Below are 13,763 nucleotides of genomic sequence, written 5' to 3' on the forward strand. Positions count from 1 at the left end.
TAGAAAATTTATCTTTACTTATCATTCCAGTTTCTGTCACATTCGGATTCTGCGATGGAACCCAACGTCGCGGGGATAATCCGGCACGAGCCTCAAGGTGGTGCGCTCACGGGAGGGAATGGAATATGGCCGAACAGTTGAGACTCGACTCATATCTGGATTTCGCCGCCGGTCGCTCGCCGCAGATGGTAGCGGTCAGCCAGACGGTCCATGCCATCGCGGCGGCGGGGCGTCAGATTTCACGCATTCTTGCCCGCGGACCGCTCGCCGGGAACCTTGGCACCATCGTGGGTGAATCGATCGATGGCGACGGGCAGAAGGCGCTCGATGCCATGACCCATACCATCGTTCGTGAAGCGCTCTCTCGCGCGCCGGTTTCGGTGTTCGCCTCCGAGGAGGCTGACGAGCCGGAAGTGTTGGATGCTCATGCGCCGCTCGCCGTTGCGATCGATCCGCTCGACGGGTCTTCGAATATCGATACGCTGGCGCCGGTGGGGACGATTTTTTCGATTTTGCCCGGAGGCTCGCGCGTCGCCGATGATCCGAAGGCGCCGTTCCTGCAGCCGGGCCGCACTCAGCTCGCGGCCGGTTTTCTGATCTATGGACCGCAGACCGCGTTGGTGCTGACCTTGGGTGCCGGGACGCGGATATTCACGCTCGACCCCGATTCCGGCGCGTTCATTGCGACGCGCGGGGAAATTCAGGTGCCGCGCACCACCCGCGAATATGCGATCAACGGCTCAAACCTGCGCCACTGGGACCCGGAGATCCGCACCTACATCATGGAGCTGAAGAAGGGCCATAACGGCCCGCGCGGCGAGGATTTCAACACGCGCTGGCTCGCCTCGATGGTTGGCGATGCGTTCCGGATCATGGTGCGCGGCGGGATTTATCTGTACCCGGCGGATCAGCGCAAAGGCTATCGCGCCGGGCGGTTGCGGCTGGTGTACGAGGCTAATCCGATTGCGATGATCATGGAGCAGGCCGGTGCGGCGGCGACCGATGGGCGCGATGCCATTCTCGACTTGGTTCCCACCGAAATCCATCAGCGTTGTCCGCTGGTGTTCGGCTCGGCGGACGAGGTGTTGCGCGTTGCCGATGCCTATTCCCACGGCGAAGCGAGCAATTCGCCGTTGTTCAAGACCCGTTCGCTCTACCGTAAAACCACCAGCACGATTGATGAACTGGCATGAGCCGCAAACACCCGATCATTTCCGTTACCGGCTCCTCCGGTGCCGGCACCACCTCGGTCCGCAATGTCTTCGAGCAGATTTTCCGCCGTGAGAAAATCGAGGCGGCGCAGCTGGAGGGGGATTCCTTCCACCGCTATGACCGGATGGAGATGAAGGCGAAGATGGCCGAGGCCGAGGCCGCCGGGAACCGCCATTTCAGCCATTTCAGCCCGGAGACCAACCTGCTCGCCGAGTTGCAGGAAACCTTTGCGACCTATTCCGCAACCGGACGGGGCAAGCATCGGCACTATATCCACGACCAGAACGAGGCCGACCTGTACGGCGCCAAGCCTGGCACCTTCACGGCGTGGGAGGATCTGCCCGAGCACACCGACCTTCTGCTGTATGAAGGTCTGCACGGGGCGGTGAAACACGGCGATATCGATACCGGCAAGCACGCCGATATCAAGATCGGCGTGGTGCCGGTGATCAATCTCGAATGGATCCAGAAGATCCATCGCGACAGCAAGACCCGCCAGTATTCGACCGAGGCGGTGATGGACACCATCCTGCGCCGGATGCCGGATTATGTTCATTATATCTGCCCGCAATTCACCGAGACCGATATCAACTTCCAGCGGGTTCCGACCGTCGATACGTCGAATCCTTTCATTGCGCGGTGGATTCCGACTGCCGATGAATCGATCGTCGTGGTGCGGTTCCGCAACCCGCACGGCATCGATTTCCCGTACCTGCTCTCGATGCTGCACGGCAGTTTCATGTCGCGCGCCAATTCGATTGCGGTGCCGGGCAACAAGTTCGATCTCGCGATGCAGCTCATTCTCACGCCGGTCATCATGCAGTTGATGGACCAGAAGAAACGGGCGGCGCGGTGAGCGGAGCCGGGTTCAGTTCAAGTAAGTCCTTCTTTTTTGTGAACAAAAAAGAAGCAAAAAAAACTTTGTTAATTTGGGTTCGTGGTGGTGAAACTGCCCGTGCCTTGAGTGAACAAAAAAGAAGTCTTTCCTTCCGTCCTTTTGCTGCCTTCCATTCCGTTCCGAAAGGTTTCTAACATGGCACGTATTACCCTCCGTCAGTTGCTGGATCATGCGGCCGAGCGCGGCTATGGCGTTCCGGCGTTCAACGTCAACAACATGGAGCAGGTCATCGCGATCATGGAAGCGGCGGCGGCCACCGATTCGCCGGTGATTTTGCAGGCGTCGCGCGGGGCGCGCTCCTATGCCGGCGACGTGATGCTCGCGAAGATGATCGAAGCCGCCGAGATCACCTATCCGGGCATCCCCATCTGCCTGCATCAGGATCATGGCAATGACGAGGGCACCTGCCTTTCGGCGATCCAGCACGGTTATACCAGCGTCATGATGGACGGCTCGCTCAAGGCCGACGCCAAGACCCCGGCGGATTACGACTATAATGTCGGCATCACCAAGCATGTGACGGACATGGCGCATCGCGTTGGCGTTTCGGTCGAGGGGGAGCTTGGCGTGCTCGGCAGCCTTGAGACCGGCATGGGCGAAGCGGAGGACGGCCATGGGGCCGAAGGCGCGCTTTCGCACGACCAGTTGCTGACCGACCCGGATCAGGCGGTTCAGTTCGTCAAGGCGACCAAGGTCGATGCGCTGGCGGTTGCGATGGGCACCTCGCATGGCGCGTACAAGTTTTCCCGCAAGCCGGATGGGGCGATCCTGGCGATGAACGTCATTCGGGCGATCAACGAGCGGATGCCCGCACTGCACATGGTCATGCACGGATCGTCTTCGGTGCCGCAGGATCTGCAGGAAGAGTTCAACAAATACGGCGGGAAGATGCCGCAGACCTGGGGCGTGCCGATCGAGGAGATCCTCGTGGGCATCAAGCATGGTGTGCGCAAGGTCAATATCGACACCGATTGCCGCCTTGCCATGGCGGCTGCGATCCGCAAGGTCGGGCATGAGAAACCCTCCGAGTTCGATCCGCGCCAGTTCATGAAGCCCGCCCTTGCCGCGCTGCGCGATTTGTGCAAGCAGCGGTTCGAAGCGTTTGGCACGGCGGGACAGGCCTCGCGGATCAAGACGCATTCGCTGGCGTCGATGGCCAAGCAATATGCGGCCGGTACTCTCGATCCGGTGTTTTCGGTTCGCGAAGCGGCCTGAGGCGATCATCGTGCGAGGGCGCGCGGACCAGGACCGCGCGGCCTCGATACGTTCGGAATGAGTGGAGAGAGCGATGCTTGAGACAGTCACGACCCGCCCGGTGATTATTGCGCCATCCATCCTGTCGGCCGATTTCTCCATGCTCGGGCAGGAGACCAGCGGTGTTATCGAGGCCGGGGCCGACTGGGTCCATATCGACGTGATGGACGGGCATTTCGTGCCCAACCTCACATTCGGACCGGTGGTGATCAAGTCGCTGCGCCGCCACACCGCCGCGACGTTCGACTGCCATCTGATGATTTCGCCGGTCGATGCGTACCTCGATGCGTTCGCGGATGCCGGGGCGGATATCATTACCGTTCATGCCGAGGCGACTACTCACCTCGACCGCACGGTGCAGGCGATCAAGGCGCGCGGCTGCAAGGCCGGGGTTGCGCTCTGCCCCGGCACGCATGAGGACGCGCTGACCTATGTGCTCGATCAGCTCGATCTCGTCCTGATCATGACGGTCAATCCCGGTTTCGGGGGTCAGAGTTTCCTGTCCAGCCAGTTGCCGAAAATCCGCCGCGTCCGTGAAATGATCGGCGATCGCAATATCAGCCTCGAACTCGACGGGGGTATTGCGCCGGACAATATCGGCGCCTGCGTCGAGGCCGGGGCGGACGTGTTCGTTGCCGGCTCTTCGGTGTTTCGCGGCGGGCCCAACCGCTATGCGGAAAATATCGCGGCGTTGCGGACCGGGGCTGCCGGCGGCTGATCGTGTGGCGCCGGCGACGCGTCAGTCGCCTCGCCGCACGAAATAGGCGTCGAGGATTTCGAGCACCGCTTTTGCCTTGATGACGAGGCCGAGATCGACCATTTCCGCTCCGGTGAAGGTCGCGCCCGTTGCGGCGGCGGGAACCGGGGCCGGGACGATCTGGTTGGTTTCCTCGCGGAAAAACACCGCGGCGATCACGCCGGCGAACCGGTAGTTCGGCTTGGTGGGCCGCAGCCCGCGGCCTTTTTCGGGCTCGGCGACGAAGACCGGGCTGCCGCTCGATCCTGGAAACACGGCGGCGTCGATCAGGAATTCGTCCCGGCCCTCGAAGTTGAGCGCGAGCGGCGTTGCGGTCGTGCCCCGGCGCAGGATGGGCATCAGGTTGACATGATCCCAGATGCCGCTCGGATAACCGATGAACAGGATCTCCTCGAGCGCGTCGAACTGGTGCATGTCAGACCCGCTCAGGGTCAGGCGCGAGTCGATGCCGTGATAATAAAGCGCCACCCCCTGCGCGTGGGCGGCCGCGTCGAGCGGTGCGAGGGGCACGATGGCGAGATCGACCGCGGGATCGGGGTGGGGAAACCAGGCGGCGGAGAAATCTTCGATATCGAGATGGAAGCGCCGGCCGATCAGCGGCTGGTCGTCACGCTTCTGGGTGAAGACGAGTCCGCCCCGGCGCACATTCTCGACCAGGTGGCGGTTGGTGACGATGAACTGGCGCAGGCCGGTCCGGTGCATGTGATCGACGATGAAGGCGGTGCCCGAGCCGCTGCTGCCGTCTTCGAGCTCGGTATCCACCCGCACCGTGTTGAACAGCAGGCGCTTGATCTGGGAATCGATCTGCATCAGCGGCCCACGCGGCCTGCGTTGTTGTTGATCGTGGCGATGGCGTGTTCGGCGGCCTGCAGCGCCGCGTTGGCTTCGGCCTCGTTGCCCATCATGGTGAGACGACCGAATGTGCCGAAGGGACGGACATCGACGAGCGTGATGTTGGCGGCTTTTTCCGCCTCGTTGGCGGCGTAGACGATGTAGCCGGCGGGTTCGGTTTCCATGATGAACATGGATTTGCCGGGCAGGAGCATGGAGCCCTTGCGCAGCTGGCGGTTGATCAGCGTTGCGTGGTCCGGGGTGATGGCGCAGATCACTTCCTTCCAGGCGATCCGGCAGGGCATCCGCGCGTCTTCCGTCGTGCGTAGTTCACGCAACACCACCCGCCCGGCTTCGAGGACTTCGCTCTGGTTGCGGTAGTGGATTTCCATCGAGCCGAAGGCGCGCTCGACCACCTGTTCGCCCATGTGGACGTTGGTTGCTTTCAGCGCGATGTCGGAGAGGCGGTGGACCGCCATGCCGGGGGCGACCTCGATCCACAGGCAGGCATCGCCGGGGACGGGGAGGAAGCCTTGCGAGGAGGTCGCGAGATAGGAGGCGAGCTGGGGTTGCAGCGCGTCGATGAAGACGAACGCTCGCAGGGTGATGTCCGCATTGCTGGTCCCGGACATTATTGCGTCAGCCCCATGTAGAGTGATGGCAGCCGCTCGGGCAGCCGCTCGATGTGATCGACCACGGTGTAGTATTTCGCCCCGAAGATTCGCGAGACGTACTGATCGGCGTGCGGGTCGAGCGAGATCGCGTAGGTGGTGATGCCCTGACGGCGCAGTTCCTCGACCGCGTGCTGGGTGTCGTGCCGCAGATATTGCGGATCGCGCATGTCGTTATCCGCGGGTTCGCCGTCAGTGATCATGAAGATGATTTTTTTGGCGTGGCGCTGCTGGCCGATTAGGTGGCCGGCATGGCGCAGCGCGGCACCCATGCGGGTGGAATAGGCGCCGGTCATGCCGGCGAGGCGGGCTTTGACGAGATCGTCATAGGGCTGATCGAAATCCTTGAACCGGTAGTAATGCACGTCGTGCCGGCCATCGGAGCAGAAGCCCTGCAGGGCGAAAGTGTCGCCGATCCGGTCGAGAGCGCTGGCCAGCATCACGGTCGCGGTGCGGGTGAGGTCGAGCACGGTGTAGTCCTGGCCGCGCACCTTGTCGTTGCTTGATTCCGACATGTCGAGCAGCACCGTCACCGCGAGGTCGCGGACGTGGCGCTTGGATTTGATCATGACGCGAGGGTCGGGTTGCTGGCCGGTGCGGATGTCGATCATCGCGCGGATCGCCGCGTTGAGGTCGAGTTCGTCGCCGTCCTCGATGTGGCGGATCCGCTGCATGCCCTGCGGTGCCATGGCTTCGATCAGGAAGCGCAACCGGGCCATGACCGGCTTGTTGTCCTCGACGATCCGGTCGATCACCGCAAGATCGCCGGCCGGCGGGTGGCGCTCCAGCACGGCGGCCCAGGTCGGGCGTTCGAGCTGGATCTGGTAATCCCATTCGGGATAATAGACGGGCTCGGCGACCGGCGGCTTTCCTTCGAGCGTATTGAGGCTCACGCCTTCCTGGTCGAGGATATATTCGGTCGGGAGGGTCCAGATCTCCTGCGCGTCGTCTCCGGCGAACTCGACATCGAGGTTGTTGATCATTTCCATCAGCGAGGTCTTCTTGCGGACCTGAACGGTATCCCATGTTGCGGCCAGCGCTTCATCGGTATCGTAGGCTTCGCCCTTCCAGACGAAACGGTTGTCGTCGCGGTAGATGACGCTCTGGCCGTCGCGGCGCGGATCGTATTCGGGCACCGGAACGGAGAGCAGCCCGTGCACGAGCGAGACGCCGATGTTCCAGCTGACCTGACTGTCATCCAGCGATTCGGCGGCGCGGAATTCCGCAACGCCTTGCTGGACCCAGGGATGGGGATCGTGCCAGCCGGGGTCGAGCAGCGCATAGGCGAGGCGGGCGAACAGCGTGCCCATCCGGTCGGGCGGGATGGTGACATCGGGGCGCGGGTGCAGCGCGAGCCAAGTGGCGCGCATGTTGGGAAACTGCCGGATGGCGAGTTCCTCGACCCGGGCATCCTCGATGATCTCGATGACCGCGACATGGACCGGCACCAGTTCCTGGCGCGACAGCGGCGTGGTGGTGAAGGCAAGATGCGCGGCGCAGTGATTGGCCACCGCCCGATAGACTTCGAGGGCCGGAACCTTGGTGATCACTTCGCCCGCGGCATCGAGGATCGGCTGGTCGTCGTAGGCGTCGGCGATGTGGATCACGAAGCGTTCGATATAGGCGCGCAGCCCTTCGCGATTTTCGTAATCGCCGGCGGTGGGGCGCAGGAAGAAATCCCGCCCCCACATGGCGCGGAGATAGATGTTGAGCCGCCGCTGGATGTCGACGAACAGGGTGCCTTTGCGTTCCTGCTGGAGCACCGCCATCGCATCGGGGCTCTTCAGGCCGAAATAGAGCGCCTGCCCGTCGAAATCGGCCTTGTAGGCCTGCGCGCCCCAGTTCACCCAGCGGCGCAGCCCGCCCAGGGTGAGCTGGCCGAACAGCCGGTCGAGATTTTCCAGCATGGGCCGCAATCCGCGCGGGGCCTGCGCCAGCACGACGCCGAGCACCGAAAGATAGCCGCGAAACAGTTCGACATCGGCGAGGCGGTCGGCGGCGAGCGGGGCGGTGGCGCAGATCAGCGCGAGAACCTGGCCCGAGGTTTTCGAGGCCATGCTCAGCAGGAACGTGGTGATGTCGCCCAACACCTCCTCGCCGAGACTGCGGGCCACGGGGGGCATGTTGTCGATATACGCGACGACCAGTTCCTCCCCGCGCCCGAGCTGGTGCAGCGCGACGGCGCTGCGCAGATAGCTCGCGAGGCCGCGCGAGGAGAACACCCGGCTCACCTCGGTCCAGCCGGCGCGAAGCGCCTCCGCCGCAGCTTCCGGCAGGTCGGCGATGACGTCCTGGTAATCGTCGAGCAGAATGGCCATCAGGCTGGAATCCGGCCTCGGTCAGAGATAGGTGGTGACGGCGGAATCAAGCGCGTCGCGCATATCCGGGTCGTCCGTGATCGGGCGGACCAGCGCCACCCGGCAGGCGGCGAGCGGGTCCACCCCGCGCTGGATCAGCGAGGCGGCATAGATCAGCATGCGGGTGGAAATGCCCTCGTCCAGGCCATGACCTTTCAGATTGCGGGCGCGTTCGGCGATCTGCACCAGTTTTTTCGCGATATCGCGGCCGATACCCGATTCGTGCTCGACGATCTCGGCCTCGACCTCGTGCTCCGGGTAGTTGAAATCGAGCCCGCCGAAGCGCTGTTTGGTCGATTGCTTGAGGTCCTTCATCAGGGACTGGTAGCCGGGGTTGTAGGAGATCACGACCTGGAAATCGGGATGGGCGTGGATCACCTCGCCCTTTTTGTCGAGCGGGAGTATCCGGCGGGCATCGGTCAGCGGGTGGATGACGACGGTGGTATCCTGCCGGGCCTCGACGATCTCATCGAGGTAGCAGATGGCACCGTGGCGTGCCGCGAGCGCCAGCGGACCGTCCTGCCAGCGGGTGCCGTTGGCATCGAGCAGGAAGCGCCCGACGAGGTCGGAGGCGGTCATGTCCTCGTTGCAGGCGACGGTGATCAGCGGCTTGCCCAGTTTCCAGGCCATGTGCTCGACGAACCGGGTCTTGCCGCAGCCGGTCGGCCCTTTCAGCATCATCGGCATCCGGACCAGATACGCCGCCTCGTACAGCTCGACCTCATCGGCGACTGACCGGTAGTAGGGTTGCTCGTTGATCCGGTAGGCGGCCAGAATGTCGTTCGAACCGGTCCCTGCGGGCGCCGGGGCAGATGACGGGGCAGGAGCAGAGGACGGGGCCGGTGCAGGGGAGGGTGCCGGTGCGCGCTGCGGCATCGATCGCTGGTTGGGATAGCGCGCCGAAGCCGGCTGGCGCGGGGAATAGGTGCGGTAGAATTGATCGAGGCTCATGGCTACCCTGGTCCTGTTCGTATCAAGAATGTGGTGACTGCTCGCCGGTCAGTCCGGCCAGACGCGGGCGGGGAACAACTCGCCCGCACTCGCGGCCGGTGCGCCGGCCGGTTCGAGAACCGCAGCCAGACGGTGTCGTGCCTTTGGCCTGGGTTCGGATTTGTGCGCCGGCTCGTGAGCGGTTTTTGGCATGGCTTTTGGCTCGGTCTTCGGCGCTGTCTGCTTGGGCTTCCGGCTCGCGGCCTTCGGCTTCGTTTTGGGTTCGGGCGTTTCATCCGGCGCGGATTTCGTGTCGATCTGCGATTTCGCCGCCCGCACGCTGGTGGCCAGTCTGGATTTTACGGTGGTCATGTCGGCAATACCTCCTCGATGATCGCTTGAATTTCCGCCGCGGCATCCTGCCCGCGGCGGCCCATCTGGTAGACGGAAAGTCCCTCGAGGGCGCAGGTCTTGTAGGCGGCACGCCGCCGCAGGGTGGCATTGAGAACCGGCAGGCCGAATTCGGCCAGGCTTTCGCGCATCGCTGCCGACAGCGCGCTTTTCGGCTCGATCTGGTTGAGGACGACGAAGGCGCGCAGGGCGTGGTTGGTCTTGCGCGCTTCGGTGATTTCCTGCGGCAGACGCAGGCTGGCCCAGAGATCGATCGGGGACGGCAAAGTGGGGATCAGCGCGATGTCGCTGGTGCGCAGCGCCTGCTGGGCGGCATGGCTGTCGAGCGCCGGAGGACAGTCGAGCACCACGAATTGCCAGTCCTTGTAGGTCCGGTGCAGGCCGCGCGGGGTCCATTGTCCGCTGATCTGCTTGACCGGGGCGGGGAAGGGTTCGGTTCCCAGACTCGCCCATTGCCGTGCCGAGCCCTGCGGATCGAGATCGACGACCAGGGTGGAGCCGCGCTGCACGAGACCGGCTGCGAAGTTCATTGCCAGGGTGGTCTTTCCGGCACCGCCCTTCTGGTTGATGATCGCGATGATCCGGGTGCCCATCACGGCCCCGCGCGCGTCGCGGCCAGCGCGTTGACCCGTAGCGCGAACGCCAGTTCCGCCTCGCCCGGCTCCTGCTGGTCCGCGCCCTCGATCGTGATGTTGGCGTGGGTGGTGGCGAAATTGATGTTCTGCGGGTGCAGGCCGAGTTCCTCGCTGAGTGCGGCCACCCCGTCGAGAAAATCGCGTGTCTCGGCGTATTTCGCGAAGGTGAAGCGGCGGAACCAGCTCGGCGGGCGTCCCCGTGCTTCCCATCCCTCGGGGGGCGTGGTCATGATCCCTGCTCCTCGATGCCGGCCAGATGCTCCATTTCCGCCGCCAGCAGATCCGCGAACAGCGCCTCGTGGTGCTGATCCCTGATCTGTCGGGCATGGGCCAGAGCCTCACGATACAGCCGCACCGCATCGGCCTCGATCTGGCGGTTGGCGTGGGCGAACGAGTCCGCATCCGGCCCCAGGCGCGGCGGCCTGAGCGCCCCGGCGGAGGGCGTGACACCCTGCTCGATCAGCGCCCGCATGAGGTGTTCGGCGTGATCGAGTTCTTCCATCGCATCCGCTCCCAGGCGGTCGGCCAACGCGGCATCGCCCCACAGGCGGGCGAGGACGCGTTGGGCCATATATTGCTGGACTGCGCTCATTTCATGGTTGAGTGCGCGGTTCAGCCAGCCGAGGGTGCGCGGATCGGTGCGGATCATCGGGGCGTGCCCTCAGCTCCGAACCGTCGAGATCTCGCCATCGCGGCCGCCGCCGCTTGCATCCGGCTTCTTCGGCAGGATGCCCTCGACCTCGTTATGGACGCGGGCGATGATGTGGGCGGCAACCAGCCCGTCACCGACGCGCTCGCACGCATCCGCCCCGGCGCGGACGGCGGCGTTGACCGCGCCGGTCTCGCCGCGCACCAGTACGGTGACGTAGCCGCCGCCGACGAACTGGCGGCCGATCAGCCGTACTTCCGCTGCCTTGGTCATTGCGTCCGCCGCTTCGATCGCGGGGACGAGGCCGCGGGTTTCGATCATGCCCAGGGCAATCCCGGTATAGTCAGCCATTTCTGTGATCCTCTGCGTTTCCTGGAAAATTGCCGCTCAGGCGGTGGCGACCTTGGGCAGGATGCCTTCGACCTCGTTATGGACGCGGGCGATGATGTGGGCTGCGACCAGCCCGTCGCCGACGCGCTCGCACGCATCCGCCCCGGCGCGCACGGCGGCGTTGACTGCGCCGGTCTCGCCGCGCACCAATACGGTGACGTAGCCGCCGCCGACGAACTGGCGACCGATCAGTCGCACTTCCGCCGCCTTGGTCATTGCGTCCGCCGCTTCGATTGCGGGGACGAGGCCGCGGGTTTCGATCATGCCGAGCGCGATTCCGATATATTCAGCCATTGTTCAGTCTCCTCTGGATTTCGTTGAAATATAGCCGCGGCTCAGGCCGTCGGCGCTTTGGGCAGGATGCCCTCGACCTCGTTATGGACGCGGGCGATGATGTGGGCGGCAACCAGCCCGTCGCCGACGCGCTCGCACGCATCCGCCCCGGCGCGCACGGCGGCGTTGACCGCGCCGGTCTCGCCGCGCACCAGCACGGTGACGTAGCCGCCGCCGACGAATTCGCGGCCGATCAGCCGCACTTCCGCTGCTTTGGTCATTGCGTCCGCCGCCTCGATCGCCGGCACCAGACCGCGGGTTTCGATCATGCCGAGGGCAATCCCGTTATATTCAGCCATGTTTCCACTCCTCAAAAGATATTGCCGAAAATTCCCCGTAAACTCCTGTGGCGCGCGGGATTCGCCCCGTTCTGGCGTCGAGCTGACGCCTTACGCATCGGTTGCCCTTAGATTTCATGGCGACCAATCATCGATGATGCCGCAGATCGTCAGATCGGTCGTCACCGCGATGTCCGGCATCGCATAGCGTGCCGCACTGCCGCTGGTGGTGAAGACCCATTTGCCGAACGGCACACCGACCGGGTCCGTCGCGACGGCGACGACCCCCTGCATATTCTCCAGCACCCTGAGCGCGGACATGCTCAACCCCGGAACCCGGCGGGTGCATACGAGATCATCGATGACGCGCATGATTTCCATGTCAGTCCTCCACTTTCCAGTGATCGATGATTCCGACGATCGTGAGATCGGAGGGATAATCCTTGGCCCCGGCGGCCTCGCGCGCGGCGGAGGAGCCGACGCACACGACCCAGTCGCCCGGAATGCAGCCCACCGCATCGACCGCCACGCTGCGCGTGCCGCCGATTTTTTCCTGCACCACCAGCAGGGGCCGGTGGCCGAATGCCTCCAGACGGTTGGTGGATACCAGGGTTTTCTCGACCCGCATGATCCTCATGTCCGGTGTCCTGCGCTGGGTCCGTGCCCGGCATCGGGCGGCGGATCTTCGATGAGGCAGCAGAGTTCGGTGCCGTTCCGGTCGCTCACCGCCATCTGGCAGTGCAACTGGCCCTGCGTTGCGAGGGCGGTGTAGCGCTGCTCGATCGCGGCCTTGACCCGGCGGCAGCGCAGTATGGCGCGATCCCGGCCGCCGGGGACGTTCGAGTCGTGAGTGAAGTGCACCAGCACCGGGATCGCCAGGCCGTGGGCGAGGTTCAGGCCGGTGAAGATCCTGATCCCGACGTCGAGGTCGGCGGTGCCTTCCTCGACGGTGGAGAGATGGGCGAAATAATACATGTTGCGGACATGCACTTTGGTCGGCGCTTCACCGGCGCAGATGAAATGCTCGTCGTGGCCGAGCTCCGCGTAGCGCCCGGCGTGATGGTGGATGACGTATTCGATCTGCGAAAGATTGGCTTCGAGCAGCCGCTCCACCAGCGCCTGCATTCCGGCGGACATGCCGCCCTCGGCCTGGGCCATCACTTCGCGGTGCAGGGCGGCGCGTGCGGTTTGCGGGTCGGCTCCGTTGGTATCGCGATAGACCGCGCTGGCATCGATGAACCGGGTCGCATCGATCCGCCCCGCCCCATCCGGGGTGTGGATGCGGATGGCGTCGAGATCGGTGTCGAGACCGATCAGCAGCGTGTCGGGCGCGGCACCGCGCCCGTAGGTGGCATCGATCGCCGTCCGCAACGCGGCGAGCCGCTCCAGCGCGGCTTCGCAGGCCAATGCGTCGTTGCTGCCGTGAGCCGCGCAGCCCTGATGCTTCGGCGAGCCGGTACTGAAGTGATAGACCGCGATCTTGAGGTAATTGCCGCCTTCCGAGCCTTCGGGCAGGCCGCCGCTGAGCCGCAGGATTTCGCGCTTCGCCCAGTCGGTCATGTCGCTTTCGATATCGAACAGCGATCCGGCATAGGCCTTGACCATGATTTCCGGGCCCGGCGCCATGCGGAACACGAAGGGTAGCAGACCTTGCAGCCGGCCATCGGCGCAGGGCGTGATATCGACCGTGTGGAACCCGCAATCGCGGAGAAATTGATCGTCGATCGCCTCATAGGGCAACCACAGGGCCTTATCGACGGCCGCGTGATCGACGGAGGACTTGAAACTGCGCAACACGCAATAGGCATGCAACCAGCGGATGTCGAGTCCGGCGATCCAGGTCCGGGTCAGCTGTGACTCAGGCAGGGCATAACCAAGGTTCTGTTCCGCCAAGGCCTGTGCCCGCGGCACGAAATCGGGCGCGTACTGAAGTGCCGATATCGCCTTGAGCGTATCAACGATCGCACCGAACCGGGCGCTCACCCGGCTTTCGTAATCGTACAGCGCCGCGTTCAACGCCTGATCGACCAGGGCATGCTCGCAGCGCTGCCCGCTGCCCAGGACACAGGCGGGGTTGGGCATTGCCGGCGCGATCCGCAGGGCGGGTCGCTCGACGATGCGCTGCTGGGCAGCACGGCGTTGACGCGTGTTCATCGC

At 64.2% G+C, this 13,763-nt stretch carries 18 protein-coding genes; 4 read left to right on the top strand and 14 right to left on the bottom strand.

From position 1 onward, the window contains the following. The first annotated feature begins 125 nt into the window (after nucleotides 1-125). The 4 genes from SIL87_RS04965 to rpe all read left to right on the top strand — a co-directional run bounded on the left by SIL87_RS04965 (nucleotide 126) and on the right by rpe (nucleotide 4,082). Nucleotides 126-1,193, top strand: coding sequence for a class 1 fructose-bisphosphatase (locus SIL87_RS04965; RefSeq protein ID WP_319613096.1), 1,068 nt, complete (start codon nucleotides 126-128; stop codon nucleotides 1,191-1,193). After that, nucleotides 1,190-2,068: a phosphoribulokinase gene (locus SIL87_RS04970; RefSeq protein WP_319613098.1), complete on the top strand. Its 879-nt coding sequence runs from the start codon at nucleotides 1,190-1,192 to the stop codon at nucleotides 2,066-2,068. The genes SIL87_RS04965 and SIL87_RS04970 overlap by 4 nt, the downstream gene beginning before the upstream one ends. Before the next feature lie 177 nt (nucleotides 2,069-2,245). Beyond that, complete coding sequence (fba, locus tag SIL87_RS04975; protein ID WP_319613099.1) at nucleotides 2,246-3,325, top strand: class II fructose-bisphosphate aldolase; 1,080 nt, start codon at nucleotides 2,246-2,248, stop codon at nucleotides 3,323-3,325. 73 nt (nucleotides 3,326-3,398) lie between these two features. Next, entirely contained in the window at nucleotides 3,399-4,082 is a 684-nt protein-coding gene (rpe, locus tag SIL87_RS04980; protein WP_319613100.1) for a ribulose-phosphate 3-epimerase, read from the top strand. A gap of 21 nt (nucleotides 4,083-4,103) precedes the next feature. Here rpe and SIL87_RS04985 read toward each other — a convergent pair whose 3' ends face one another. The 14 genes from SIL87_RS04985 to SIL87_RS05050 all read right to left on the bottom strand — a co-directional run bounded on the left by SIL87_RS04985 (nucleotide 4,104) and on the right by SIL87_RS05050 (nucleotide 13,760). Further along, nucleotides 4,104-4,931 (bottom strand): S1 family peptidase, encoded by an 828-nt coding sequence (locus SIL87_RS04985; RefSeq protein ID WP_319613101.1) that lies wholly within the window; start codon nucleotides 4,929-4,931, stop codon nucleotides 4,104-4,106. Beyond that, nucleotides 4,931-5,584 (bottom strand): BMC domain-containing protein, encoded by a 654-nt coding sequence (locus SIL87_RS04990; protein ID WP_319613102.1) that lies wholly within the window; start codon nucleotides 5,582-5,584, stop codon nucleotides 4,931-4,933. Before SIL87_RS04990 ends, SIL87_RS04985 begins: the two co-directional genes overlap by 1 nt. Next, nucleotides 5,584-7,941 carry a nitric oxide reductase activation protein NorD gene (locus tag SIL87_RS04995; protein ID WP_319613103.1) on the bottom strand — a complete coding sequence of 786 codons (2,358 nt, stop codon included), beginning with the start codon at nucleotides 7,939-7,941 and terminating at the stop codon, nucleotides 5,584-5,586. Before SIL87_RS04995 ends, SIL87_RS04990 begins: the two co-directional genes overlap by 1 nt. Nucleotides 7,942-7,962: 21 nt before the next feature. Then, the gene (locus SIL87_RS05000) at nucleotides 7,963-8,931 is read right to left on the bottom strand and encodes a CbbQ/NirQ/NorQ/GpvN family protein (protein ID WP_319613104.1); all 969 of its coding nucleotides are present in this window, start codon (nucleotides 8,929-8,931) and stop codon (nucleotides 7,963-7,965) included. Nucleotides 8,932-8,979: 48 nt separating this feature from the next. Next, nucleotides 8,980-9,282 (bottom strand): hypothetical protein, encoded by a 303-nt coding sequence (locus SIL87_RS05005; protein ID WP_319613105.1) that lies wholly within the window; start codon nucleotides 9,280-9,282, stop codon nucleotides 8,980-8,982. Beyond that, nucleotides 9,279-9,914, bottom strand: a complete 636-nt coding sequence (gene parA, locus SIL87_RS05010) for a ParA family partition ATPase (RefSeq protein WP_319613106.1) — start codon at nucleotides 9,912-9,914, stop codon at nucleotides 9,279-9,281. The genes SIL87_RS05005 and parA overlap by 4 nt, the downstream gene beginning before the upstream one ends. Continuing rightward, a complete protein-coding gene (locus tag SIL87_RS05015; protein ID WP_319613107.1) occupies nucleotides 9,914-10,186 on the bottom strand; it encodes a hypothetical protein in 273 nt (90 codons plus the stop codon). Before SIL87_RS05015 ends, parA begins: the two co-directional genes overlap by 1 nt. After that, the gene (locus SIL87_RS05020) at nucleotides 10,183-10,605 is read right to left on the bottom strand and encodes a ferritin-like domain-containing protein (protein WP_319613108.1); all 423 of its coding nucleotides are present in this window, start codon (nucleotides 10,603-10,605) and stop codon (nucleotides 10,183-10,185) included. The genes SIL87_RS05015 and SIL87_RS05020 overlap by 4 nt, the downstream gene beginning before the upstream one ends. Nucleotides 10,606-10,617: 12 nt before the next feature. After that, entirely contained in the window at nucleotides 10,618-10,956 is a 339-nt protein-coding gene (locus tag SIL87_RS05025) for a BMC domain-containing protein (RefSeq protein ID WP_319613109.1), read from the bottom strand. Between the two features lie 36 nt (nucleotides 10,957-10,992). Continuing rightward, a complete protein-coding gene (locus SIL87_RS05030; RefSeq protein WP_319613110.1) occupies nucleotides 10,993-11,289 on the bottom strand; it encodes a BMC domain-containing protein in 297 nt (98 codons plus the stop codon). Nucleotides 11,290-11,330: 41 nt separating this feature from the next. Beyond that, complete coding sequence (locus tag SIL87_RS05035; protein WP_319613111.1) at nucleotides 11,331-11,627, bottom strand: BMC domain-containing protein; 297 nt, start codon at nucleotides 11,625-11,627, stop codon at nucleotides 11,331-11,333. A gap of 114 nt (nucleotides 11,628-11,741) precedes the next feature. Beyond that, nucleotides 11,742-11,987: a carboxysome peptide B gene (locus SIL87_RS05040; RefSeq protein ID WP_319613112.1), complete on the bottom strand. Its 246-nt coding sequence runs from the start codon at nucleotides 11,985-11,987 to the stop codon at nucleotides 11,742-11,744. Between the two features lies 1 nt (nucleotide 11,988). Further along, a complete protein-coding gene (locus SIL87_RS05045) occupies nucleotides 11,989-12,243 on the bottom strand; it encodes a carboxysome peptide A (RefSeq protein WP_319613113.1) in 255 nt (84 codons plus the stop codon). After that, nucleotides 12,240-13,760 (bottom strand): carboxysome shell carbonic anhydrase, encoded by a 1,521-nt coding sequence (locus SIL87_RS05050; RefSeq protein WP_319613114.1) that lies wholly within the window; start codon nucleotides 13,758-13,760, stop codon nucleotides 12,240-12,242. Before SIL87_RS05050 ends, SIL87_RS05045 begins: the two co-directional genes overlap by 4 nt. Between the last annotated feature and the right edge of the window lie 3 nt (nucleotides 13,761-13,763).

The sequence above is a fragment of the Acidiphilium acidophilum genome (assembly GCF_033842475.1).
GTDB lineage: Bacteria > Pseudomonadota > Alphaproteobacteria > Acetobacterales > Acetobacteraceae > Acidiphilium > Acidiphilium acidophilum.

What these genes read in the sequence shown, in the direction of transcription:
- SIL87_RS04990 (WP_319613102.1), bottom strand. Translation starts at nt 5,584, where the DNA reads ATGTCCGGGACCAGCAATGCGGACATCACCCTGCGAGCGTTCGTCTTC.
- SIL87_RS05005 (WP_319613105.1), bottom strand. Translation starts at nt 9,282, where the DNA reads ATGACCACCGTAAAATCCAGACTGGCCACCAGCGTGCGGGCGGCGAAA.
- SIL87_RS05035 (WP_319613111.1), bottom strand. Translation starts at nt 11,627, where the DNA reads ATGGCTGAATATAACGGGATTGCCCTCGGCATGATCGAAACCCGCGGT.
- SIL87_RS05045 (WP_319613113.1), bottom strand. Translation starts at nt 12,243, where the DNA reads ATGAGGATCATGCGGGTCGAGAAAACCCTGGTATCCACCAACCGTCTG.
- parA (WP_319613106.1), bottom strand. Translation starts at nt 9,914, where the DNA reads ATGGGCACCCGGATCATCGCGATCATCAACCAGAAGGGCGGTGCCGGA.
- SIL87_RS04970 (WP_319613098.1), top strand. Translation starts at nt 1,190, where the DNA reads ATGAGCCGCAAACACCCGATCATTTCCGTTACCGGCTCCTCCGGTGCC.
- SIL87_RS04965 (WP_319613096.1), top strand. Translation starts at nt 126, where the DNA reads ATGGCCGAACAGTTGAGACTCGACTCATATCTGGATTTCGCCGCCGGT.
- SIL87_RS05030 (WP_319613110.1), bottom strand. Translation starts at nt 11,289, where the DNA reads ATGGCTGAATATATCGGAATCGCGCTCGGCATGATCGAAACCCGCGGC.
- SIL87_RS05015 (WP_319613107.1), bottom strand. Translation starts at nt 10,186, where the DNA reads ATGACCACGCCCCCCGAGGGATGGGAAGCACGGGGACGCCCGCCGAGC.
- SIL87_RS04995 (WP_319613103.1), bottom strand. Translation starts at nt 7,941, where the DNA reads ATGGCCATTCTGCTCGACGATTACCAGGACGTCATCGCCGACCTGCCG.
- rpe (WP_319613100.1), top strand. Translation starts at nt 3,399, where the DNA reads ATGCTTGAGACAGTCACGACCCGCCCGGTGATTATTGCGCCATCCATC.
- SIL87_RS05025 (WP_319613109.1), bottom strand. Translation starts at nt 10,956, where the DNA reads ATGGCTGACTATACCGGGATTGCCCTGGGCATGATCGAAACCCGCGGC.
- SIL87_RS05040 (WP_319613112.1), bottom strand. Translation starts at nt 11,987, where the DNA reads ATGGAAATCATGCGCGTCATCGATGATCTCGTATGCACCCGCCGGGTT.
- SIL87_RS05050 (WP_319613114.1), bottom strand. Translation starts at nt 13,760, where the DNA reads ATGAACACGCGTCAACGCCGTGCTGCCCAGCAGCGCATCGTCGAGCGA.
- SIL87_RS05000 (WP_319613104.1), bottom strand. Translation starts at nt 8,931, where the DNA reads ATGAGCCTCGATCAATTCTACCGCACCTATTCCCCGCGCCAGCCGGCT.
- SIL87_RS05020 (WP_319613108.1), bottom strand. Translation starts at nt 10,605, where the DNA reads ATGATCCGCACCGATCCGCGCACCCTCGGCTGGCTGAACCGCGCACTC.
- SIL87_RS04985 (WP_319613101.1), bottom strand. Translation starts at nt 4,931, where the DNA reads ATGCAGATCGATTCCCAGATCAAGCGCCTGCTGTTCAACACGGTGCGG.
- fba (WP_319613099.1), top strand. Translation starts at nt 2,246, where the DNA reads ATGGCACGTATTACCCTCCGTCAGTTGCTGGATCATGCGGCCGAGCGC.